Annotated in this window: 17 protein-coding genes; 6 read left to right on the top strand and 11 right to left on the bottom strand. The window is 59.4% G+C overall.

Annotated elements, in window-relative coordinates:
- Nucleotides 1–331: 331 nt before the first annotated feature.
- On the bottom strand, nt 332–1729 hold the full coding sequence (locus tag UTM25_RS05400) for a NarK family nitrate/nitrite MFS transporter (protein ID WP_033145765.1): 1398 nt from the start codon (nt 1727–1729) through the stop codon (nt 332–334).
- A gap of 309 nt (nt 1730–2038) precedes the next feature.
- Between UTM25_RS05400 and narX the strand changes: the two genes are divergently transcribed.
- Entirely contained in the window at nt 2039–3835 is a 1797-nt protein-coding gene (narX, locus tag UTM25_RS05395; RefSeq protein ID WP_194399444.1) for a nitrate/nitrite two-component system sensor histidine kinase NarX, read from the top strand.
- A complete protein-coding gene (gene narL / locus UTM25_RS05390; protein ID WP_008499531.1) occupies nt 3828–4478 on the top strand; it encodes a two-component system response regulator NarL in 651 nt (216 codons plus the stop codon). Before narX ends, narL begins: the two co-directional genes overlap by 8 nt.
- Nucleotides 4479–4481: 3 nt before the next feature.
- On the opposite strand, the gene UTM25_RS05385 is transcribed toward narL, so the two are convergent.
- The 7 genes from UTM25_RS05385 to nasR all read right to left on the bottom strand — a co-directional run bounded on the left by UTM25_RS05385 (nt 4482) and on the right by nasR (nt 16797).
- A complete protein-coding gene (locus UTM25_RS05385; RefSeq protein WP_194399445.1) occupies nt 4482–5888 on the bottom strand; it encodes a YchO/YchP family invasin in 1407 nt (468 codons plus the stop codon).
- Nucleotides 5889–5935: 47 nt separating this feature from the next.
- Nucleotides 5936–8461, bottom strand: coding sequence for a nitrate reductase (locus tag UTM25_RS05380; RefSeq protein WP_194399446.1), 2526 nt, complete (start codon nt 8459–8461; stop codon nt 5936–5938).
- Complete coding sequence (gene nirB, locus UTM25_RS05375) at nt 8458–12444, bottom strand: nitrite reductase large subunit NirB (protein WP_194399447.1); 3987 nt, start codon at nt 12442–12444, stop codon at nt 8458–8460. Before nirB ends, UTM25_RS05380 begins: the two co-directional genes overlap by 4 nt.
- A 13-nt stretch (nt 12445–12457) precedes the next feature.
- A complete protein-coding gene (locus UTM25_RS05370) occupies nt 12458–13246 on the bottom strand; it encodes an ABC transporter ATP-binding protein (protein ID WP_021240347.1) in 789 nt (262 codons plus the stop codon).
- A gap of 9 nt (nt 13247–13255) precedes the next feature.
- Nucleotides 13256–14134: a nitrate ABC transporter permease gene (ntrB, locus tag UTM25_RS05365; RefSeq protein ID WP_194399448.1), complete on the bottom strand. Its 879-nt coding sequence runs from the start codon at nt 14132–14134 to the stop codon at nt 13256–13258.
- Between the two features lie 2 nt (nt 14135–14136).
- Nucleotides 14137–15384, bottom strand: coding sequence for a CmpA/NrtA family ABC transporter substrate-binding protein (locus UTM25_RS05360; protein WP_194399449.1), 1248 nt, complete (start codon nt 15382–15384; stop codon nt 14137–14139).
- Nucleotides 15385–15612: 228 nt separating this feature from the next.
- Complete coding sequence (nasR, locus tag UTM25_RS05355; protein ID WP_194399450.1) at nt 15613–16797, bottom strand: nitrate regulatory protein NasR; 1185 nt, start codon at nt 16795–16797, stop codon at nt 15613–15615.
- 72 nt (nt 16798–16869) lie between these two features.
- Here nasR and UTM25_RS05350 point away from each other — a divergent pair, with 72 nt between their 5' ends.
- The 3 genes from UTM25_RS05350 (at nt 16870) to UTM25_RS05340 (ending at nt 19565) form a co-directional block, all read left to right on the top strand.
- Nucleotides 16870–17223 (top strand): DsrE/DsrF/TusD sulfur relay family protein, encoded by a 354-nt coding sequence (locus UTM25_RS05350; RefSeq protein WP_008499522.1) that lies wholly within the window; start codon nt 16870–16872, stop codon nt 17221–17223.
- Nucleotides 17224–17329: 106 nt separating this feature from the next.
- Nucleotides 17330–19114, top strand: a complete 1785-nt coding sequence (locus tag UTM25_RS05345; protein WP_194399451.1) for a methyl-accepting chemotaxis protein — start codon at nt 17330–17332, stop codon at nt 19112–19114.
- 211 nt (nt 19115–19325) lie between these two features.
- The gene (locus UTM25_RS05340; protein ID WP_111965917.1) at nt 19326–19565 is read left to right on the top strand and encodes a DUF1883 domain-containing protein; all 240 of its coding nucleotides are present in this window, start codon (nt 19326–19328) and stop codon (nt 19563–19565) included.
- A 30-nt stretch (nt 19566–19595) separates the two neighbouring features.
- On the opposite strand, the gene UTM25_RS05335 is transcribed toward UTM25_RS05340, so the two are convergent.
- Nucleotides 19596–20291, bottom strand: coding sequence for a gamma-glutamylcyclotransferase (locus UTM25_RS05335; protein WP_032642434.1), 696 nt, complete (start codon nt 20289–20291; stop codon nt 19596–19598).
- Between the two features lie 177 nt (nt 20292–20468).
- The gene (gene chaB / locus UTM25_RS05330) at nt 20469–20699 is read right to left on the bottom strand and encodes a putative cation transport regulator ChaB (RefSeq protein WP_045888013.1); all 231 of its coding nucleotides are present in this window, start codon (nt 20697–20699) and stop codon (nt 20469–20471) included.
- 270 nt (nt 20700–20969) lie between these two features.
- Here chaB and chaA point away from each other — a divergent pair, with 270 nt between their 5' ends.
- Nucleotides 20970–22070, top strand: coding sequence for a sodium-potassium/proton antiporter ChaA (gene chaA, locus UTM25_RS05325; protein WP_109845043.1), 1101 nt, complete (start codon nt 20970–20972; stop codon nt 22068–22070).
- 88 nt (nt 22071–22158) lie between these two features.
- On the opposite strand, the gene kdsA is transcribed toward chaA, so the two are convergent.
- Nucleotides 22159–23013 carry a 3-deoxy-8-phosphooctulonate synthase gene (gene kdsA / locus UTM25_RS05320; protein ID WP_023335996.1) on the bottom strand — a complete coding sequence of 285 codons (855 nt, stop codon included), beginning with the start codon at nt 23011–23013 and terminating at the stop codon, nt 22159–22161.
- Between the last annotated feature and the right edge of the window lie 26 nt (nt 23014–23039).

Raw genomic sequence — 23039 nt, 5'->3', positions numbered from 1 at the left:
TTGCAGCGAAGGTAACGCCCTGAAAGAGGGGGAGAATTGATAACGATCAAGACGAGGAGGGACTTTTCGGGGAGGGGTTATACCAAATACCACCAAAGCGGTATCTTCGACAATTTCATATCATCATGAAATATAGAGTTATTTTTATTTTATCGTACAAAAAGCCAGTCAAAATTTAACATCTCAGGTATTAAGGGGTAGACCCACCTGCAAAGCGATGGCGATCACAGTGCCGCCGCAGGCGTCTGCCGTAAAAGCCGTAAGTATGTTGTAACTATTGTTCAGGCTAAAAAAAACGCGGCCCGAAGGCCGCGTAAACGGATAATCACACTTACTTATTTTTCTTGGTATTTCGGCCATATACCAGCCACGTAATCACAACGCAGGCGATATAGAAGACGAGGAAGACTTTCATGGCGCCAGCCGGAGAGCCGGTCAGGTCCAGAGAGATACCGAACGCTTTCGGGATAAAGAAGCCGCCAATCGCGCCGATGGCAGAGATAAAGCCCAGCGCCGCGGCCGTATCCGTTGCCGCCTCGCGCATCGCCTGCTCTTCGCTTCCGCCCTGCGCCTTCACGCGATCCATCGTCAGCTTACGGAAGATCACGGAGATCATCTGGAAGGTAGACGCGCTCCCCAAACCGGCCGTCAGGAACAGCACCATAAACACGCCGAAGAAGGCGATGAAGTTACCGCCCTGCCCGTCGACAGGCAGCGTCAGGAACAGCAGCGCGCAGAAGACCGCCATCACGACGAAGTTAACCAGCGTCACTCGGGTACCGCCGAGACGGTCAGAGACCATGCCGCCCAGCGAACGCGCCAGGGCACCAATAAACGGTCCGAAGAAGGCAAAGTGCAGGATCTGAATTTCCGGGAACTGCGTTTTCGACAGCATCGCGAAGCCCGCCGAGAAGCCGATAAACGAACCGAAGGTGGCCAGATACAGCAGCGCCATCACCCAGAGGTGTCCACGCTTCAGCACCGGCAGCTGTTCGCTCAGCGACGCCTTCGACGCGGAAAGGTCGTTCATAAAGAACCAGGCTGCGAGGGTGAAGACCACCAGGAAAGGTACCCAGATCCAGGCGGCGTTCTGCAGATAGAGGGAAGAACCATCCGCCTGCTCAACGCCACCGCCGCCAAAGGCTGCAAAAATGGAGACCGAGATCGCCAGCGGGGCAATCAGCTGCATCACGCTCACGCCCATATTTCCCAGACCGCCGTTAATGCCCAGCGCGCCGCCCTGCTTCGCTTTCGGGAAGAAGAAGCTGATGTTCGCCATGCTGGAGGCGAAGTTCGCGCCCGCAAAACCGCACAGCAGGGAGATAATCACGAACACGCTGAACGGCGTAGAGGTATCCTGCACCGCGAAGCCGAGCCAGACGCAGGGGACGATCATGATGCCCGTGCTGAACGCCGTCCAGCGACGACCGCCAAACACCGGCACCATAAAGGCGTAAGGTACTCGCAGCAGCGCGCCTGACAGCGACGGCAGCGCGGTCAGCATGAACAGCTGATCGGTCGTAAACGTAAACCCAACTTTTGGCAGGTTGACCGCTACCGCGCTAAACAACATCCATACGCAAAACGCTAATAACAAACACGGCACGGAAATCCACAGATTCCGGCTGGCTACACGATGGCCGCGCTGTTGCCAGAACGCCGGATCCTCTGGACGCCAGTCTGTAATAACGGCACCATTTTCCCTTTCGGGAGCGGATGAGTGACTCATAGACACCTCTGATTCTCGAATGATGCTGCAAACATTAGGGTTTTAGGGCGGCGGTAAGTTGATATAAATCAAAGGAAAAGTGGGAGGATTTGCGGCGTAAAATAAGGCCTCACCCTTAGTGAGTAGGCTAATTCGGTAAAAAAGACGTGGTTTTTCACGGCACTGACAGTTCCAGACTACCCCCACCTCCTTCCCTCTACTCCGTTGGCAATTTAGGGGTAATCCTTTATTGGTATGGGTATACTCCAGGGTATGCACCAGAATAGCGCCATTCCTGCAAGCAGGCCACGTCAGGAGCACGCCACCTCTATGTTAAAAAGATGTTTATCTCCGCTGACGCTCGTGAATCAGCTAGCCCTTATCGTTTTGCTGTCCACCGCCATTGGCGTGACCGGCATGGCGATCTCCGGCTGGCTGGTACAGGGCGTACAGGGTAATGCGCATGCCATCAACGAGGCAGGCTCGCTACGCATGCAGAGTTATCGCCTGCTGGCGTCGGTCCCCCTGACGCAGGACGATCGGCCCCTGATTGATGAAATGGAGCGCACGGTCTTTAGCCCCGAGCTGGAAAACGCCGCCATCCGCGCCGGTCAGCAATCCCAGCTTAACGCCCTTCAGGGCTACTGGCACACCCAACTGCAGCCCGGGCTGAAACAGGCGCGAAGCACCGAAACCGTTGCGCAGGACGTGGCGGGGTTCGTCTCCCGCATCGATGCGCTGGTCTCCGCTTTCGACCAAACCACCGAATTACGCATCGACCGGGTGGTGATGGTGCACCGCGCCATGGCGCTGTTTATGGGGCTGCTGCTGATATTCACCATCGTCTGGCTCCGCGCGCGGCTGCTGAACCCGTGGAAACAGCTGCTGGCAATGGCCCGCGCGGTCACCGCACGCGATTTTACCCAGCGCACTCACATCAGCGGGCGCAACGAGATGGCCATGCTCGGCCAGGCGCTCAACACCATGTCGGCAGAGCTCTCCGAGAGCTACGCGGTGCTGGAACAGCGCGTTCAGGAAAAAACGGCCGGACTGGAGCAGAAAAACGAGATCCTCTCTTTCCTGTGGCAGGCCAACCGTCGTCTGCACATGCAGGTGCCGCTATGCGAACGCCTCTCGCCGGTGCTGAACGGTCTGCAAAATCTGACCCTGCTTCACGACCTTGAGCTGCGCGTCTACGACGTGGAAGACGAAGATAACCATCAGGAATTTACCTGTCAGTCGGATATGTCCTGCGATGACAAAGGCTGCCATCTTTGCCCTCGCGGCCTGCCGCCTCTGACGTCCGGCGGCACCACCCTGAAGTGGCGCCTGACCGACAGCCACACCCAGTACGGTATTTTGCTGGCAACGCTGCCTGCCGGGCGTCACCTGAGCCACGACCAGCAGCAGCTGGTTGATACGCTGGTCGAACAGCTAACGGCCACGCTGGCGCTCGACAGGCATCAGGAAAAGCAGCAGCAGCTGATCGTCATGGAAGAGCGCGCGACCATCGCCCGCGAGCTTCACGACTCGATCGCCCAGTCGCTCTCCTGTATGAAAATGCAGGTGAGCTGCCTGCAGATGCAGGATGCGGAGATGCCCGAAAGCAACAAGCAGCTGCTCGGCCAGATCCGCAACGAGCTGAACACCTCCTGGATACAGCTTCGCGAGCTGCTGACCACCTTCCGGCTGCAGCTGACCGAGCCGGGCCTGCGTCCGGCACTGGAGTCCAGCTGTCACGAATTTAGCGCCCGGCTGGGGTTCCCGGTAAAGCTGGACTACCAGCTGCCGCCGCGGTTTGTCCCCTCCCACCAGGCCATACATTTACTGCAGATCGCCCGTGAAGCGCTGAGCAACGTGCTTAAGCATTCCGGCGCGACGGCGGTAACGGTCACCGTCAGCCAGCACAACAATCAGGTGAAGCTCACGGTTCACGACAACGGCCGCGGCGTGCCGGAAAATGCCGAACGCACTAACCACTATGGTTTAATTATTATGCGAGACCGCGCCCAAAGCCTGCGCGGTGATTGCCAGGTTCGCCGGAGAGAGACGGGTGGCACGGAAGTCGTGGTCACCTTTATTCCCGAGAAACCGCTTACAACTGCTCAAGGAGAAACCCATGACTAATCAGGAACCGGCATCCATCCTGTTGATCGACGACCATCCGATGCTGCGTACTGGCGTGAAACAGCTGGTCAGCATGGCGCCCGATATCACCGTCGTAGGAGAAGCCAGCAACGGTGAACAGGGCATTGAGCTTGCCGAATCCCTCGATCCCGACCTGATCCTGCTCGATCTGAATATGCCCGGCATGAACGGTCTGGAAACCCTCGACAAGCTGCGGGAAAAATCGCTTTCCGGACGCATCGTCGTCTTTAGCGTATCGAACCATGAAGAGGATGTTGTCACGGCGCTGAAGCGCGGGGCGGATGGTTATCTGCTCAAAGATATGGAGCCGGAAGACTTGCTTAAGGCGCTGCAGCAGGCCGCAGCGGGCGAGATGGTTCTCAGCGAAGCCTTAACGCCGGTGCTGGCCGCCAGCCTGCGCGCCAATCGCGCCACCTCTGACCGCGACGTCAGCCAGTTAACCCCGCGCGAGCGCGATATTCTCAAACTCATTGCCCAGGGGCTGCCGAATAAAATGATCGCCCGCCGCCTGGACATCACCGAAAGCACGGTCAAAGTGCACGTGAAGCATATGCTGAAGAAAATGAAGCTAAAATCCCGCGTTGAAGCCGCGGTGTGGGTGCATCAGGAACGCATTTTTTAAGGATTACTCCTCCGGCAGAAGCTTCCAGCGCGGGTCGTTGTCTGGCAATGCGACCAGCGGCTGCACGACGGTCAGCACGATCTCATTGGACGAGACGCGCTGGCCTTTCTCATCTTCCACTACCGCCGACAGGTGCCAGCGGTTTGTCGCCCCTTCACCGTCATTCCAGGCAGGCATAATCACACTCCAGCCGTCGCTGCTGTTGCTTTTGGCCGGCGACGTCAGGCTCAGCGCCTGCGTATCTCCCTGCCAGTGGATCTGACGAATGCCGTTCGCGCTGCGAACCTGAAGCTTCAGCATAACGGTCTCGCCCCCTTTCAGATCCCACGGCGGCGTTGCCAGCCAGACGGACAGCGTTTTACGCTGGCGGAACTCCATCACCGGCAGGCTATTGCGCTCCGGCGAGTCGTAGCGGCTTCCGCGCAGGGAGCGCGTGGCGGCGACTTCACCGGCGGAAAGCTGCTTCACCAGCGGCACGCCAAAGCGATAGTTGAGCTTCAACCCGAGGTTATTCTGGCTCTCGCCACTTTCGCCCTGCTTGTGCGCGGCGGTCAGGGTGACCAGCGGAACGGGGGTATAGTTAAGCCCCAGATTCACCGCCACCGGATTGTGATAGCCGGTTCCGCTGTTGAAGAGGTCGACGTTATCACCAAAGTATTGCTCGAAGCTCACGCTGGTATTGAGATGATGGAACCACGGCAGCCAGGCTTTAGCGGTGACGTCATATCCGCGCGCCATACGCTGCTCCTGGACGTCGGAGCGATCGCGCCAGCCGGCAAAGGGCTGATAATAGTTGGCTGACAGGCGCAGATTTTCCCCCCACGCTTCCACGCCCAGCCCGGCACGCTGCAGGTTTTCATCCAGGAGGTTGTCGTAAAAGGTGTTGTAACCCAGCAGCCATTTCCCGGCGATCCAGCGCTGACCAATTCCTGCGTTACTGACCAGGCCATCCGTCTGCTGGGTCAGGCCAAGCTGGCTCCAGCTCAGATAACGGTTGTTATCGTTCCAGGGGATAAACCAGCTCCCGCTGCTGCCGTTAAATTTGCCATCGTTATCCACCAGTAGGTTCACGCTGGCGTTCCCCCAGGGCGAAAGCCAGGATTCAATCTGCTGGTTCACTTCGCCGCTTACCGCGTCGCGCACCTGACCAAACGCGAACTGACGCGCCTGCTCGCCCGTTGTCAGGCCATTGTCGGTCATGCTGGCTTCACCAAAGGCTTTCGCCATTTCGGCCAGGTGTTTTTCCCCCTCCCTGGTTGGGGCGGCCATACCGAGGTCGGGCAGATTATCCCCGTCATTATCAAAGGGATTTTGTGCCTGCTGGATAAAGGAATTCGGCGCACCGTGAACGGCTCCGACCGTAAGAAGGGGGAGTAAAAACAGCAAACGAATGCGGGACGATACAGCCATCAACGTCGTCAATAAGAACCTGTGTTTATGAATAAACTCTTATTATGTTAACGCGATAAGCCCTGAAATGCAGTCCTGGCGGACATTTCAGGATTATCCTGAAACAGCCCTTTCAGCTCCGGCACGCAGGAACCACAGTTCGTACCACAGCGCAGCTTCGCCCCCAGCGCGGTTACGGAATCACACCCGCCAACGATCGCCTCCCGTATCGTATTCTCCCCGACGCTGAAACAGCTGCAGATGATGCGTCCCGGATCCGCTTCCTTCCCGACGCTCTGTCCGTTCAGCAAGGCGTGACGTTCTGAGGCCAGCACGGGTGGGGATTGAAAAGCGGCTTCAATCACCGTATGCGCCAGCGCCGGTAACGCGGTGCCCTCCCAGAAGCCCAGCATCAGCTGGCCTTCATGCCAGGCCAGCACGCTGCTGCGTTCGCCGGTTTGCGCAATCTGCAGCTGCCAGCCCCGGTCGCTGGCGTAATCCATTACCCACGACAGCAGCGGTTGATCGCCCGCCACCGTCAGGCGTGAGGCTTTACGCCACCAGTAAGCCGAAGAGGGCATTTCCGGCCATTCCCGGGCATAGAGTTCCCCCTGCCAGGCGGGCTGCCACGGCAGAATTCTGACCGCGGTTTGTTTACTCTCCGGCTGGCCAGAAACCGGATCGCAGCGCCCTTCCACCAGCGCATTCACCTTTCCCTGGCGGGAAAACTCAGCGTTCCAGTGCATAGGGGCAAACGCCTCGCCTTCCCGTATCCCGTCATTGATTCGTACTCTGACGACCATCACGCCGCGCGGCGAGCTGATGCGCGCCAGCTGGCCGTCGCACAGGGAAAACCGAACCGCGTCTGCGGGGCAAACCTCAACAAACGGTTCGGCGATATGCTGCATCAGTCTGGCCACGTATCCTGTTCGCGTCATTGTATGCCACTGATCGCGGATGCGTCCGGAGTTGAGAATCAGCGGGTACAACGCGCTGACCGTCGTACCGTGCGACAGAGGGTTAACGGGAACGATGTTTCGGCGCGGAAAATTCCCCGTCGGCCACTGATAAGGCTCAAGCTGATCCCACTCCTCACGGGTTAGCGCAGCCAGTTCATGAAGATTAAATGCCCGCGCGCCGTCATTTTCAAAGGCCGTCAGCGCCGCATGTTCGCAAAAAATCTCGTGCGGATGTTGCCAGGCAAAGGCCTCGCCGTAGCCCAGCCGTTTCGCCATCTGCGCGACGATCCACCAGTCCGGCTTCGCTTCGCCCGGCGCGGGCAGAAACGCGCGCTGGCGTGAAATGCGCCGCTCGGAATTGGTCACCGTCCCGTCCTTTTCTCCCCAGCCCAGCGCCGGAAAACGGATATGGGCGAACCGGCTGGTGTCGGTATCGTTCATCACCTCAGAGACCATCACCAGCGGGCAGCCCGCCAGCGCCTGACACACCGCGTGGCTGTCCGGCAGCGACACGGCGGGGTTGGTGCCCATAATCCACACCGCCTTCACATCGCCGCGGGCAATGGCGTCAAACAGCTCCACCGCCATCAGCCCCGGCGTCTGCGCCAGCCGTTCCGTTCCCCAGAAACGCGCCACCCGCGAAAGATCGTCCGGCTCAAAGTTCATGTGTGCCGCCAGCTGGTTCGCCAGTCCGCCCACCTCCCTTCCGCCCATCGCGTTTGGCTGTCCGGTCAGCGAAAACGGGCCGCAGCCCGGACGGTTGAACTTCCCGCTGGTAAGATGAACGTTAATGATGGCGTTACACTTGTCGCTGCCGCTGGTGGACTGGTTGATCCCCATGGTGTAGAGCGTGATGGCCCGGGGCGCCGTCATAAACCAGTCGTAAAAGGTGCCAATATCCTGCGGCGAGAGGCCGCAAAACGCCGCCACGCGCTCAACGGGCCACTCATCCGTTCCCTGAATCACATTAAGCAGACCGACAAACAGCCCGGAGTCGCTGCCGGGGGCGAGCGCCAGATGCAGGTCAGCAATATCACATGTGGCGGTTCTGCGCGGATCGATTACCACCACCTTCATCTGCGGGTTGTCGTGCTTAGCCTGCACCAGCCGCTGATAGAGCACCGGATGCGTCCAGGCCGCGTTCGAGCCAGCCAGCACCACCAGATCGCTGTTTTCCACATCCTCATAGCTGCACGGCACCACGTCTTCGCCAAAGGCGCGCTTGTAGCCCACCACCGCCGAGGACATACAGAGCCGGGAGTTAGTATCGATGTTTGCCGCACCGATAAATCCTTTCATCAGCTTGTTGGCGGCATAGTAATCCTCGGTCAACAGCTGGCCGGAGGCGTAAAACGCCACCGCCTGCGGCCCCCATTTATCGATAATCCCCCGCAGGCGCTCCCCCGCCGCGTTCAGCGCCTGCGCCCAGTCCACCTCAAGTCCGTCAACAGCGGGGCGCAGCAATCGCCCCTGTAACCCCGTCGTTTCCCCCAGGGCCGATCCTTTCACGCACAGGCGACCCAGGTTCGCAGGATGGGTTTCATCTCCCCGAACGCTGACCGCTTCACCTTCCACGCTGGCAACTACGCCGCAGCCCACCCCGCAGTAGGGGCACGTTGTCCGGGTTTCCGTCATGAAGCCTCCGCACGCATTACCAGGGCGTCGCTGCCAACCCACACCTTGCCGTTTTCAATTTTCACCGGCCAGGCGCGCACCGCGGGTTCGCCGTTCTCTACCTGACAGCCGTCGCGCAGGCGAATGCGCTGCTTATACAGCGGTGAAATCACCACCGGCTCGCCCGACGCATCGCCAAGAATGCCGCGTGAAAGCACGTTCGCCTCGCCGCCCGGCTCCCGATCGTCGAGGGCGTAAACGGTTTTGCCAAAGCGGAAGAGCGCAATCGGCTTACGTCCAAGCCGCGCGCCGATGCCCGCCTGCTCGGGGATATCGTCGATGCCGCAGATTTCCTGCCAGCGCTTGCTTTCATCCGGCGCGGTCTCGTTCACCGTCGTGCGGAACAGCGCGAGCCGGTTGGGATCGTTAAGCGTGGTTTGCCATTCGCACTGATAGGTTTCCACCACCCGGACCATCTCCTGCTCCAGCTCGTGGGCGATGCCGAGGCTGTCGTTGAGGATCACCTCGCGCAGATAGTCGAGGCCGCCCTCAAGGTTGTCCATCCAGGTGCTGGTGCGCTGCAGGCGATCCGCCGTGCGGATGTAAAACATCAGGAAACGGTCGACGGTGCGGATCAGCGTTTCGTCGTCCAGATCGCTGGCGAAGAGATCCGCGTGGCGCGGCTTCATCCCGCCGTTGCCGCACAGATAGAGGTTCCAGCCTTTATCGGTGGCAATCACCCCCACGTCTTTGCTCTGCGCCTCCGCGCACTCGCGGGTGCAGCCGGAGACCGCCATTTTGATTTTGTGCGGCGCGCGCAGCCCCTTGTAGCGGTGCTCAAGCCTGACCGCGAGGCCGGTGGAGTCCTGCACCCCGTAGCGGCACCAGGTTGAACCGACGCAGGATTTCACCGTGCGCAGGGATTTCCCGTAAGCGTGCCCGGTTTCAAACCCGGCCTCGACCAGCGCCTGCCAGACCTCAGGCAGCTGTTCCAGAGTGGCGCCGAAAAGGTCGATTCGCTGTCCGCCGGTAATTTTGCTGTACAGGCTGTAGCGTTTCGCAATCTGGCCGATGGCGATCAGCCCGTCGGCGGTCACTTCCCCTGCGGGCATGCGCGGCACGATGGAGTAGGTGCCGTCCTTCTGGATGTTGGCGAAGTAGCGGTCGTTGGTGTCCTGCAGCGGCAGGTGTGCCGGTTTCAGCAGATACTCGTTCCAGCAGGAGGCGAGCACCGATCCCACCAGCGGCTTGCAGATCTCACATCCGTGCCCCTGTCCGTAGCGGCTGATAAGCTGGTCAAAGGTGCGGATATGGTTGACGCGCACGAGGTGGTAAATCTCCTGGCGCGAGTACGGGAAGTGCTCGCAGATGTCCTTTTTCACCTCCACGCCCTGCTCCGCCAGCTGGAACTCCATCACCTGCTTCACCAGCGCGCTACATCCCCCGCAGCCGGTCGCCGCTTTGGTGCACTGCTTAACGGCGCCGATATCCGTCGCGCCCGCGCTCACCGCCCGGCAGATATCGCCTTTGCTGACGTTATGACACGAACAGATCTGCGCGCTTTCCGGCAGCGCCGCCACGCCGAGCGCTTTTGGCGCGCTGCCTGACGACGCGGGTAATATCAGCGTTTCCGGCTCTTTTGGCAGGGCTATCCCGTTAAGCATCATCTGCACCAGCGTGGCGTATTCGCTGGCGTCACCCACCAGCACGCCGCCGAGCAGCGTTTTGCCGTCGTGGCTGACCACGATTTTCTTGTAGATTTGCTGCGGACCGTGCGTCCACTGATAGCTCAGCGCCCCCGGCGTGCGCCCGTGAGCGTCGCCGAACGAGGCCACGTCCACGCCCAGCAGCTTGAGCTTAGTACTCATATCCGCGCCGGTGAAGGTTTTATCCTCTCCCGCCAGCGCGGCGGCGGCCACCCGCGCCATCTGATAGCCGGGCGCAACCAGCCCGAAGATTTTCCCCTCCCACAGGGCGCATTCACCAATGGCCAGCACGTCCGGATCGGAGGTGCGACAGCCGTCGTCAATGCAGATCCCGCCGCGTTCGCCGATAGCCAGCCCGTTGCTGCGCGCCAGCGCGTCCTGCGGACGAATGCCCGCCGAAAAGACCACCATGTCCGTTTCAAGCTGTTCGCCATCGGCAAAGCGCAGCACCAGCCCGCCGTCCGCCGTGGCGATCTCCGTTGTCGCTTTACTGGTGTGAACGCCGACGCCCAGCGCCTCAATTTTCTTGCGCAGCATCGCCGCGCCGTCGTTGTCGAGCTGGACCGCCATCAGGTTGGGCGCAAACTCAACCACGTGGGTTTCCAGCCCGAGCTGCTTCAGGGCATTCGCCGCCTCCAGCCCGAGCAGGCCGCCGCCAATCACCACGCCGCGGCGCGAGCCCGCCGCATGTGCAGCAATGTTGTCCAGGTCGTCAAGGGTGCGGTAGACAAAACAGCCCGGCAAATCGTTGCCCGGCACGGGCGGCACGAACGGGTATGAGCCGGTCGCCAGCACCAGCTTGTCCCAGTGGGTTTCGTGCCCGCTGACGGTGCGCACCACGCGCGCGTCGCGATCGATAGCGACGACCTGCTGCGACAGGCGCAGCTCAATGCCGTTGTCGACAAAGAAATCCCCCTCCACCAGCGAAAGCGACGCCGCGCTGCGGCCGCCAAAATATTCCGACAGATGCACGCGGTCGTAGGCGGCATAGCGCTCCTCGCTAAAGACAACGATCTGATACTGCTGATGCAGATTGCGGTTAACGCAGTCTTCGAGAAAATGATGGCCGACCATACCGTGCCCAACCACCACCAGAGTAGGTTTTGTCATAGCATTGTGTCCTGCAACCTGCGGTTGCGTAGTGAAACGATCGAACAGCCAGTCCGCGTGGGCGGGCGCAGCCGTTGCCAGTAAATCGGTAAATGTTGCCGCGCTGCGGCAGTCGCCCATCAGCAGTACGCCAGCCAGCGCCCCCTGATGGATCAGTAAACGACGATAGTGACGGGTCAGCGGATCCCATGCGCTCCAGACCACGTCGCCCTCCTGCTCTGCCGCGCGACCGAGACTGAACAGCTCCACGCCGGTCACCTTGAGGCGCATCCCGCTGTCGGTCAGGGTAAACGGCGCGGTGACGTCTCCGGCCAGCCGGGCGGCAAGGATATCCGCCTGCGCCAGACAGGGGGCGACCAGGCCAAACGTCTGACCGTCAATTTCGCAGCACTCGCCAATGGCGTAGACGTCCGGCTCGGAGGTTTGCATCTGGTGATCCACCACGATGCCGCGCGCGCAGCGAATGCCGCTGGCCTGCGCCAGCGTGACGCTGGGCTGCACGCCGGTCGCTAGCACCACGCGCGCGGCGGCGATACTGCGTCCGTTAAGCAGCGTCACGCTATCTCCGTTCACCGCTGCGATGCCAGAGACGAGCTCACAGCGCACGCCCCGCGCCGCCAGCGCCTCTTCCAGCAGCACGCCCGCCTGCTCATCCAGCTGCTGCTCCATCAGCCACGGACCGCGATGAGCAAGCGTGACCTCGTCACCTGAACGCGCCAGCGCAGCCGCCGCCTCAACCCCGAGCACGCCGCCGCCCAGCACCACCGCCGGACCGGCGATCGCCTGAATGGCCCGGGTATCTGCCAGGGTACGGAACGTGAAGACATGCGGCGCTTCGCAGCCGCGAATTGGCGGAACAAAGGGCGTTGATCCGGTGGCAAACACCAGCGCATCCCAGCCCAGCGTGCGGGCGGTGGTTTGCACTTCCCGCGCGTCCACGTTCACGGCGAGCGCCTTTTCGCCCCGCAGCACCGTCACGCCCCGTTCCTGGTACCAGTCGTCATTCTGAAGACAGATGCCCGTAGCCGTTTTTTCACCGCCCAGCACCGGCGAAAGCTGGATGCGGTTATAGGCATGCTCCGGCTCGTCACCGATGACGGTAATTGCGAAACGATCGGCAGCACGCCCGGTGAGCGAGGCAATCAGCCGCGTGGCCGCCATTCCATTTCCGATAATGACCAGTCGCATCAAAGCCCCCTCGCTACGCCGCTTTTGGCTGCTTTTCATAGAGGAAATGCAGGATCTGCTGGCGCATGTGGTGATAGCGGCTGTCGTCAGCCAGCTGCACCCGGTTACGCGGGCGCGGCAGGTCAACGTGCAGGATCTCCCCGACGGTCGCCGCCGGGCCGTTGGTCATCATCAGCACGCGATCGGAGAGCAGCACCGCCTCGTCCACGTCGTGGGTAATCAGCACAATGGTGGTGTTCAGCGCCTGCTGGATCTGCATCACCGAGTCCTGCAGATGGGCGCGCGTCAGCGCATCCAGCGCGCCGAAGGGTTCATCCATCAGCAGGACTTTCGGCTTCATCGCCAGCGCGCGGGCAATCCCGACGCGCTGCTTCATGCCGCCGGAGATCTCCCCCGGGCGCTTGTGCAGGGCGTGCCCCATCTGCACGCGGTCGAGGTTGTGCTCAATCCACTCCCGGCGCTCCGCCTTGCTCATGCTGTGGCGAAACACGTGATCGACCGCCAGGGCCACGTTGTCGAAGCAGGTGAGCCACGGCAGCAGCGAATGGTTCTGGAATACCACCGCGCGCTCCGGACCCGGCCCGGCAATTTCACGGTTGTCGCAAATCAGCCCGCCTTCCGTCGGCAGCGTGATCCCAGCGATAAGGTTAAGGAGCGTCGATTTACCGCAGCCGGAGTGCCCAATCAGGCTGACGGTTTCGCCCTCATGGATATCAAAGGAGACGTTCTGCAGCGCCAGAAATTCGCCGCTGGCGGTGGAAAAACGCTGGCTCACGGCCTGGACCTGGATTAATGGTTTCATGTTCGCTCCTTATTTTTCCTGCCAGCTAAAGCGACGGGCGATCAGCATCAGCCCCTGCTCCAGCAGCAACCCGACCACGCCAATGATGACGATGGCGATGAGAATGTTTTCGACGTTGAGGTTGTTCCACTCGTTCCAGATCCAGAAGCCGATCCCTAAACCACCGGTGAGCATCTCGGCGGCGACGATCACCAGCCAGGCGATGCCGATGGACAGACGCACCCCGGTCAGCACCGCGGGCAGCACCGCCGGGAAGAGAATGCGGCGCATGATGGTCCACTCGGAAAGCTGCAGCACCCGGGCGACGTTAAGGTAGTCCTGCGGAATGCGGCGCACGCCTTCGGCGGTGTTGATCACCATCGGCCAGATGGAGCAGATAAAAATGGTCCAGCTCGACGCGGGCTCCGCTTTCTGAAACAGCAGCAGGCCGATGGGCAGCCAGGCCAGCGGGCTAACCGGGCGTAACAGCGCGATCAGCGGGCCGAACATGCGAGAGAAAAAGGTGAAGCGACCAATCAGGAAGCCGAGCGGGATCCCGGCGAGCGCGGCCAGGCCAAACCCCACCGCCACGCGCTGTAATGAGGCGAGCACGTTCCAGCCGATGCCCATGTCGTTTGGCCCGTCGCGATAAAACGGATCGGCAAACAGGGTGATGGCGGAATCGAGCGTGCTGAGCGGCGACGGGAAACCTTTGCTGTTAATCGCCGCCAGCTGCCAGAGCACCACCAGCAGTCCCAGACCGAGAAACGCCGGGATGATGCGCTGAAGGATCGCATTAATCCGACGCGCAAACGTCGGCGTACGGCGGCGAACCTGCACCGAAGGCAGGAGAAACACCTCTCCACTCTCCGGCGTCTCGTGTGAATTCGTCTTTTGCAGATGCTGCATAATCAGGCCCCTTTACGGTGAATAGCGAAACGGCTGGCGTATCCTTCCGGATCGGTACCGTTCCAGACGGTGCCGTCCATCAATGTGCTGCTGCGTAATGGTGAAGTCGGTGTGCTGATGCCCCCCACCGCCGTGGCGGCATCCTGCCAGACCGCGGTCTGGTTAATGCGCTGCGCGATGCCCGCGTAGTCCGGCGTGGATTTGAGCAAGCCCCAGCGGCGGAACTGGGTTAAGAACCACATGCCGTCTGAGAGATATGGGTAGCTGACGGCCCCCCCGTTGAAGAAGCGGATTGGGTGCGCGTCCTGCCAGCGCTGGCCCAGGCCGTTGTCGTACTCGCCGAGCATGCGTCCGGTGAGATACTGTTCCTTGCAGTTGAGCCACGCCCGGCGGGAGAGGATCTGCGCGGTCTCGCGTTTGTTTTCCGGGGAGGCTTCGATCCAGCGCGCCGCCTCCAGCACCGCGCTGACCAGCGCCCGCGCGGTGTGCGGGTTTTTCTCCACCCAGTCGCGACGCGTGCCGAGGATTTTTTCCGGATGGTCGGCCCAGATGGACTGCGACGTGGCGGCGGTAAAACCGATGCGGTCGTTGATGGCACGTGCGTTCCACGGCTCGCCGACGCAAAAGCCGACCATGTTGCCAATGCGCATGTTCATCACCATCTGCGGCGGCGGCACCACTACCGTGCGCACGTCGTCAAAGGGGTTAATGCCCGCGCTGGCCAGCCAGTAGTACAGCCACATGGCGTGCGTCCCGGTCGGGAAGGTGTGCGCGAAGGTGTAGGTGCCAGGCGCCTGCTGCCCAATCAGCTTTTTCAGCCCATCGAGATCGCGAACGCCCTTCTCCGCCAAATCGCTGGAGAGCGTGATGGCCTGACCGTTCTGGTTGAGGGTCATCAGGTTAGCCATCTTCTGCGGCTTGCCGGCGATGCCCAGCTCCAGGCCGTACAGCAGACCGTAAAGAATGTGTGCGGCGTCCAGTTCGCCCGCCACCAGCTTGTCGCGCACCGCCGCCCAGCTCGCCTCTTTGGTGGGCACGATGGTAATACCGTATTTTTTATCAAAGCCTTTCAGCGCTGCGATAACCACCGGGGCGCAGTCGGTCAGCGGGATAAACCCGATGCGCACCGTTTCCTGCTCCGGTTTATCCGAGCCTGCCGCCCATGCGGCCTGCATGACACCCGGTAACAGCATTGCGCCACTCGCCAGCACGCTGGCCTGCAAAAAACGCCGTCTCGACAAATCCGCCATGACCACTCCTGAAAAAAAACCAAAAAAAAAGCGCCCACGATGCCGAAGCACCAGTGGACGCCTTTATCCCGAAGACGCATGCGCCGCCGTTGGCGCATCGTCAAAAATGGTTAATCTGATAATGCAAAGTGAATGCCAGGTTTTAACCCGCTTTTTCCGGGGCGCTAACCGAACTCCCCTCGCCTGCACGCACCTTAATCAGGCATAAAATGCCCGCTGACCGTGCAGCTACTCCTTTGGTATTACCTGCCATAAATTCTTCACCATCAGCAGCGCACGGGCGATATCCACCATCCTTTGGTTCTTGTCCATCGCCATTTTGCGCAGCGCCGTCCAGGCCTGTTCCTCACTCATATTCTGGTGGGTCATCAGCAGGCTTTTCGCTTTATCAATGACTTTGCGCTCTTCAAGCGTGTCGCGCAGCGATGCAAGCTGGCGCGAGAGCTGTTCTATCTCGCGCGCCTGCTGGCGCACCAGGGTGAGCAACGGTTTTTCCGGATACTGTATCAGCGGATCGTCCTGCTCATCGGCGGGAGGCACGTACTCATCGTTACGGTAAATACGCTCGTCCACCGCCGTCATCAGATCGGCGATGAGCGTCTCCTCCAGCGTGCGCAGATGCTCAAGGCGCGCGGTTTGCAGAGCAAACCAGGCCAGAGCGGTAAGGCCATCATCCGCGGCAGGCTGGCGGGTGCAGGCCACGCGCCGGAGTTGCTCCGTTTCACGATCGGGCTGACAGTGCAGGGAAAAGGTGGTCTGGACGTCAGCGGAGCTGTGTGAGAGAAAAATTTCAAAGCAGGCCTGCTGCCCGTCGATGCGGTCAACCAGCCTCTGGCGAGTCACATCATCGAAAAAGCCCTGCGTGAAGCCAATCGCCCCCAGGGCCCGTTCCTGTCCCGCCAGCTCTTTCCCCTGCATCAGGCTATACAGGGCGACAAAACGCCCGGCTATTTGCGGATCGTCAATGCTGTCATTGAGCTGCGGCACGATACTGAGCAGATGGCGAAGCATGCGGGAGTAGTGTTCCATCGCCTGCGGCGCCGTTACCGTTTGCTGAATAACACCGTCGCGCAGCGCGGGAAGCATATCAAGGCTCAGGAGCGCGCCGCCGATACGTTCACAGACCGTACTTCCCGGGATCGGCGACTGTTTTCCAAGAATGTCATAAAGTGCAGCGAGGTTTTCATCCACCAGCGCCCGGCTGGCTTTGCATTCAGGAGCGTAGAGCTTACCCTGTGAACAGAGCCAGACGTTGGACGCCCCACGCTCGCACTGTAACATATGCACCAGTTGGCTAATGCCGTGCACAAGCACGCCAAGCTGTGCCAGCTTGCTGAGCTGCTCCCGGCGCATCATCCTTGCGCGCTCGAGCCATTCGCCAGCGCCTGGCGAAATGCCAGCCATTAATGTCATGCTTACTCTCCAGAACAGCGAAACTTGGAAAAGCTAAGCAATATTCGTGCCTTTATAAGAACAGGAGTCAATATGCAAAAGATTGTTATCGTCGCCAACGGTGCGGCTTACGGCAGCGAATCCCTTTTCAACAGCCTGCGCCTGGCGATTGCGCTGCGTGAAAAAGAGAGCGACCTGGCGTTACGACTCTTTTTAATGTCGGACGCGGTCACCGCGGGGCTGAAGGGTCAAAAACCGGCAGAGGGCTATAACATTCAGCAGATGCTGGAGATCCTCACCGCGCAAAACGTGCCGGTGAAGCTGTGCAAGACCTGCACCGACGGCCGCGGCATTACCGGTCTGCCGCTGATTGATGGCGTAGAGATTGGTACGCTGGTTGAGCTGGCCGAGTGGACGCTGTCCGCCGATAAAGTATTAACTTTTTAATAATAAACCCGTAAAAATATTATTTTCTTATGGACGCGGTTTCAGCATCAAGTTTACCTGCGGGGTTGCCGATAGGCATGGAAACAACACAGCAGGTATTTCACTTATGTTCAGATCGATTCGTGCACGCATCATCGCGGCGACGGCAGGCTGTCTGGTCGTCGCCCTTCTCCTTAATACCGTTATCAACTTCCAGGTCACGCGCCAGGATAACCAGCAGTCCCAGCGCGATATCCTGACCAGCACCAGCGCCAGCCATAACATGGCGATTGCCGACTGGGTAAAAAGCAAGATGACGGTGATCGCCTCCGCGCAGACCGTTGCGCTGAATGACGACCCGGTTCCGGTGTTTAAACAGCTTGCACAGGCGGGTGGATTCACCAACGTCTATGTTGGCTACGCCAGCAAAACGGCGAAATTCTCTGAACCGGCGGGCGTTCCGGCGGACTATGACCCGACCATTCGCCCGTGGTATCAGCAGGTGGTCAGCACGGACGGTCCGGTTGTCACCGCGCCCTACGTTGACGCGGGTACCGGTAAGCTGGTGGTTACCTTCGCCGTGCCGGTGAAAGAAAATGGCACGCTCAAAGCGGTCGTGGCGGGCGATGTGGCGATGGACAGCGTGGTGGCTAACGTGCGCGGGATCCATCCAACCCCGGCCAGCAGCGGGCTGCTTCTGAACAGTGACGGCAGCGTGATTGCCGCTAACGATCCGGCCCTGACGCTGAAACCGTTTGCTGAGACGATCAAGGGCATTGATTTAGCTGCGCTGAAAAGCGGTAACCTCGTCGACGGAACGCTGAACGACGCTGAAAAAACCTTCGTGGCGACAGCCGTGCCGGGCACAAACTGGCTGTTAGTCGTCGCGCTCGACAGCGGTGACGCCACCTCCGGCATGCGTTCCCAGCTTAAAGCCTCGGCGATTTCGCTGGTGATCCTGGCACTCCTGAGTGCGGCCATAGTGCATTTCCTGATTGCCCGCCTGCTCAAGCGTTTGTCCGACATTCGCGACGCGATGCATAACATTGCTAACGGCACTAACGATCTGTCCCAGCGCCTGCCGGACAGCGGCGAGGACGAAGTCGCGCAGATTGCCCAGGCCTTTAACGCCTTCAGCGATAAGCTGTCGGTGGTGATGGTGCAGCTCCGTGATGCCAGCGAATCGGTGAAAAACGCGGCGCAGGAGATTGCCGCAGGTAACCAGGATCTTTCCGGACGTACCGAGCAGGCGGCATCCAGCCTGCGCGAGACGGCAAGCGCCGTGGAGCAGATCACCGCCTCCGTGACGCAGTCGAATGAATCGGCGGCAGAAGCGAACGACCAGGCGAGCAAGGCCTCAGCGGCCGCAGCGCGCGGCGGCGAGGTGGTATCGCAGGCGATCAGCACCATGCAGTCCATTGAAGTCGCGTCGGCTAAAATTGGCGATATCACCAGCGTGATTGACGGCATTGCTTTCCAGACCAACATTCTGGCGCTGAACGCCTCCGTCGAGGCGGCGCGTGCCGGTGAGCAGGGGCGCGGGTTTGCCGTCGTAGCAGGTGAAGTGCGTAACCTGGCGAGCCGTAGCGCTCAGGCGGCGAAAGAGATCAAATCCCTGATTGACTCCACCACCGACAGCGTGGCAACAGGATCCCGCTACGTACATCTGGCGGGGGAAAGCATGGATGAGATCCGCTCCAGCATCGGCAGCGTCTCTGGCATCATGCGCGAAATCTCCATCGCCACCAGCGAGCAGATGAAAGGGATTCATGAGATCAACCACGCGGTGACCCATCTCGACAGAATGGTTCAGCAGAACGCCGAGCTGGTGGTGGAATCCGCCGCCGCCGCGGGTGCCCTGCAGAGCCAGGCGGGCGACCTTGCTGAAACAGCCGGTCATTTCCGCATTTAATCTTCTTCCGGCGCGCGTTTAGCGGGTAAAACGCGCGCCAGCCTAAATTTTGAGGGATTTTGTCATTTTTGTTTAATCGTTATGCAGTTTTTTGATCAAAATCAGCATCCCACCCCCTCCCCTTTGGTGTTATGCCATGAGTGAATTGTGAACAACATCACGCTCGGATATGGCAGCAGGGAGAGCGTTGTTTAAGACTACGGGGTAAAAAATGGCACTGGTAAAAACAAGTTTGAAACTGTTTGGCGGGGATACGGTAGTGGTGCGTTGCTCAGAACGCTGTCGTATTCATCTGATGAGTTCGAAAGCACAAAAACAGTCCCAGGCGGATATTCTCACCGTACAGGACGATAAGGCCTGGCTTACCGTGCCGTATACCGGCACGTGGGATGTGCTGATCGATAGCCACAGCCAGTCGCTGGAGCATTCCATCAGCTACGTGGCCGCATAACATTAAACGCCCGGCAAGCCGGGCGTATTATCAGGCAAAACCTGCTCGCAGCGTGCCGTTGAGCGGGTTCCCTTCCAGCAGCGCCTTCACCTTCACCACCAGCTCATTCAGACAGTCGTCCTTCATGCCGAGGCGGGTTAGCTCCTGATCGAGGGAGAAGAGATACTGCGCGTTGGTGCCCAGCGGCCCACTCGCGGCGGCAATCAACGGGGCAATCACCTGCGTACGGGTATCTGCTTCATACAGCGGATGGCGCGGGTCCATAATAAACACCAGCGCGTTGACGGTACGACCGTCGTCCAGTTCCAGCTTGCACCAGCTCGGCATATAGCAGCCGGTGATCATCTCACGCTTCCAGAGCAGCGTGAGCTCCTCTTCCAGCGTGGCATCCGGCAGGCGATAGGCCACGCCCGTGGTGCGCCCGCCCTCTTTCAGTGCAAGCATGCGCCCGGGCTGGCACGCGCTGCCGCGTCCGGCCGTCAGACGCAGGCAAAATGCGCGATGCCAGCCAGGCAGCGTCCCCGTTGCCGATTCGACAAATTCCAGAGCCGGGTTCCACATCAGGGAGCCGTAGCCAAAAATCCATACCGGGCCATCATCCGGGCGGCAGGCAAGCGTGGCAGCGAGTGACGCCGCACGTTGTTCAGCTGACCAGAGAAGCGATTCCTCAATAGCACCAAATGCCGTCTTACAATCTGCCTTCATTAAGAAATCACGCGTTAACACTTTACACCTCCGCCACTGCATGCTTCCTTGCGACATCTGTAATTCGCCTTCCCGGCATTCTTTGCTGGTCATTTTGCCAGCAGTTAAATAACGATAAGCAATTAGCGGACCAGTTGCAATACAACGGGAGTTCAACCGCCTGAAAAGTCAAAATGAAGGCAGCGAATTATTTCACGGCTATTTCTTTTTATGCCATTTATCGTCGTCTCCTTTCTCATATTCATGTTTTACGGCGGCCCAGGCGACTTTGTGCGCCGTCTCTTCGCGGCTGGCATCATCCCGGCGATCGTCCTTGTCTTTGTACTGTTCCCAGGCGCTGTTGAACGCCTCTTTGTAGATATCCTGCGCGTGAGCGGGCAGCACGTTTTGCACGTTATCCGGTAATTCACGTTTCGCTTTATAGGGCATCACTAACCTCTCTTTTGGTTAAAGAGATAAGTGTGGACGACGATATGGCATGGTGCCACTCCGCGATAATTTATGAATATATATTATTTGTAATTCATTGTTATTTAATAATTATCACGTAAAGATATTGCATTATAGACATTAAGAAGAAAAATTATGACAAAGGGTAAAATTAAGTAAAAAATAAAGGGTATTTAACAGAGATCTGTTAGTTTAATGACCTCAAAAATCTATCTATAATTACAAGCACCTGCATTGATGGAGAAGCACATGACAGCAACACACGAGGCGGTAAAGACCCGCCACAAGGAGACGTCACTCATTTTCCCGGTTCTGGCACTGGCTGTGCTGCTCTTCTGGGGAAGCAGTCAGTCACTGCCAGTGGTGGTTGGTATCAATATTCTTGCCCTGGTCGGTATTTTAACCAGCGCGTTTAGCGTCGTTCGCCATGCGGACGTCCTGGCCCACCGTCTGGGCGAGCCGTACGGATCGTTAATTCTCAGCCTTTCCGTCGTTATTCTCGAAGTCAGCCTGATTTCCGCGCTTATGGCGACCGGCGATGCCGCGCCGACGCTGATGCGCGACACGCTCTACTCGATCATTATGATAGTGACGGGCGGCCTGGTGGGCTTCTCTCTGCTGTTGGGCGGGCGCAAATTTGCGACCCAGTATATGAACCTGTTCGGCATTAAACAGTATTTGATCGCCCTCTTCCCGCTGGCGATTATCGTGCTGGTCTTCCCGATGGCGCTGCCGGGCGCAAATTTTTCTACCGGGCAGGCGCTGCTGGTCGCACTGATTTCCGCCGCCATGTACGGCGTGTTCCTGCTGATTCAGACCAAAACGCACCAGAGCCTGTTTGTGTACGAGCATGAAGATGACGGCGACGATGATGACCCGCACCACGGCAAGCCGTCGGCCCACAGCAGCGCGTGGCATACGGTTTGGCTGATCGTGCATCTGATTGCGGTGATTGCCGTCACCAAGATGAACGCTAACCCGCTGGAGACGCTGTTAACCGAGCTGAACGCGCCGGTGGCGTTTACCGGCTTCCTGGTGGCACTGCTGATCCTGTCGCCGGAAGGGCTGGGCGCGCTGAAAGCGGTGTTGAATAATCAGGTGCAGCGCGCAATGAACCTGTTCTTCGGCTCCGTACTGGCGACGATTTCACTTACCGTACCGGTGGTGACGCTGATTGCCTTTATGACCGGTAACGACCTGCAGTTTGCGCTGGGCGCGCCGGAGATGATTGTGATGGTCGCCTCGTTGCTGCTGTGCCAGATTTCGTTCTCAACCGGACGCACCAACGTGCTGAACGGCGCGGCACATATGGCCTTGTTTATTGCGTATCTGATGACGATATTTGCGTAATTTTATCCGGTGCGGGCTGATGCCCTCACCCCAACCCTCTTCCACAGGGAGAGGGAGAACAAAAAACCCGCCGAAGCGGGTTTTTTTATTAGTTGCTGGTATCCAGCTCGTCGAAGCTTTTCACCAGATCGTCAATCGCTTTGATCTGCTTCAGGAACGGCTCCAGCTTGTCCAGCGGCAGTGCGGATGGGCCGTCGCATTTCGCATTAGCCGGATCCGGGTGCGCTTCAATGAACAGGCCTGCCAGACCGGTCGCCATGCCGGCGCGCGCCAGCTCGGTCACCTGAGCGCGACGGCCGCCGGACGCGGCGCCGAACGGGTCGCGGCACTGCAGTGCGTGGGTCACGTCGAAAATCACCGGAGACTGGCCGGAGACATTTTTCATTACGCTGAAGCCCAGCATGTCGACAACCAGGTTGTCGTAGCCGAAGTTTGCGCCACGGTCACACAGGATGACCTGATCGTTGCCGCCTTCGATAAATTTATCGACGATGTTGCCCATCTGCCCAGGGCTCACGAACTGTGGTTTCTTCACGTTGATAACGGCACCGGTTTTCGCCATCGCCGCAACCAGGTCGGTCTGGCGAGCGAGGAACGCCGGGAGCTGAATCACGTCCACCACGTCTGCCACCGGCTGCGCCTGTGAGGCTTCATGCACGTCGGTGATCACTTTCACGCCAAAGGTCTGCTTCAGCTCCTGGAAAATTTTCATTCCCTCTTCCAGGCCCGGGCCACGGTAAGAGTTGATGGAGGAGCGGTTGGCTTTGTCAAAAGAGGCCTTAAACACGTACGGGATGCCCAGCTTCTGGGTCACGGTCACGTAGTGTTCGCAGATACGCATGGCGAGATCGCGGGATTCCAGCACGTTCATGCCGCCAAACAGTACGAACGGCAGGTCGTTTGCTACCTTGATATCACCAATGCTAACCACTTTTTGTTTCATAGGATCGCCTTATTCAGGTGTGAATC

The organism is Enterobacter sp. 61D5, from assembly GCF_034107965.1.
Taxonomy (GTDB): domain Bacteria; phylum Pseudomonadota; class Gammaproteobacteria; order Enterobacterales; family Enterobacteriaceae; genus Enterobacter; species Enterobacter cloacae_M.
Note: the sequence above shows the minus strand (reverse complement) of the source record. Positions and strands in the feature narration are given on the sequence as shown.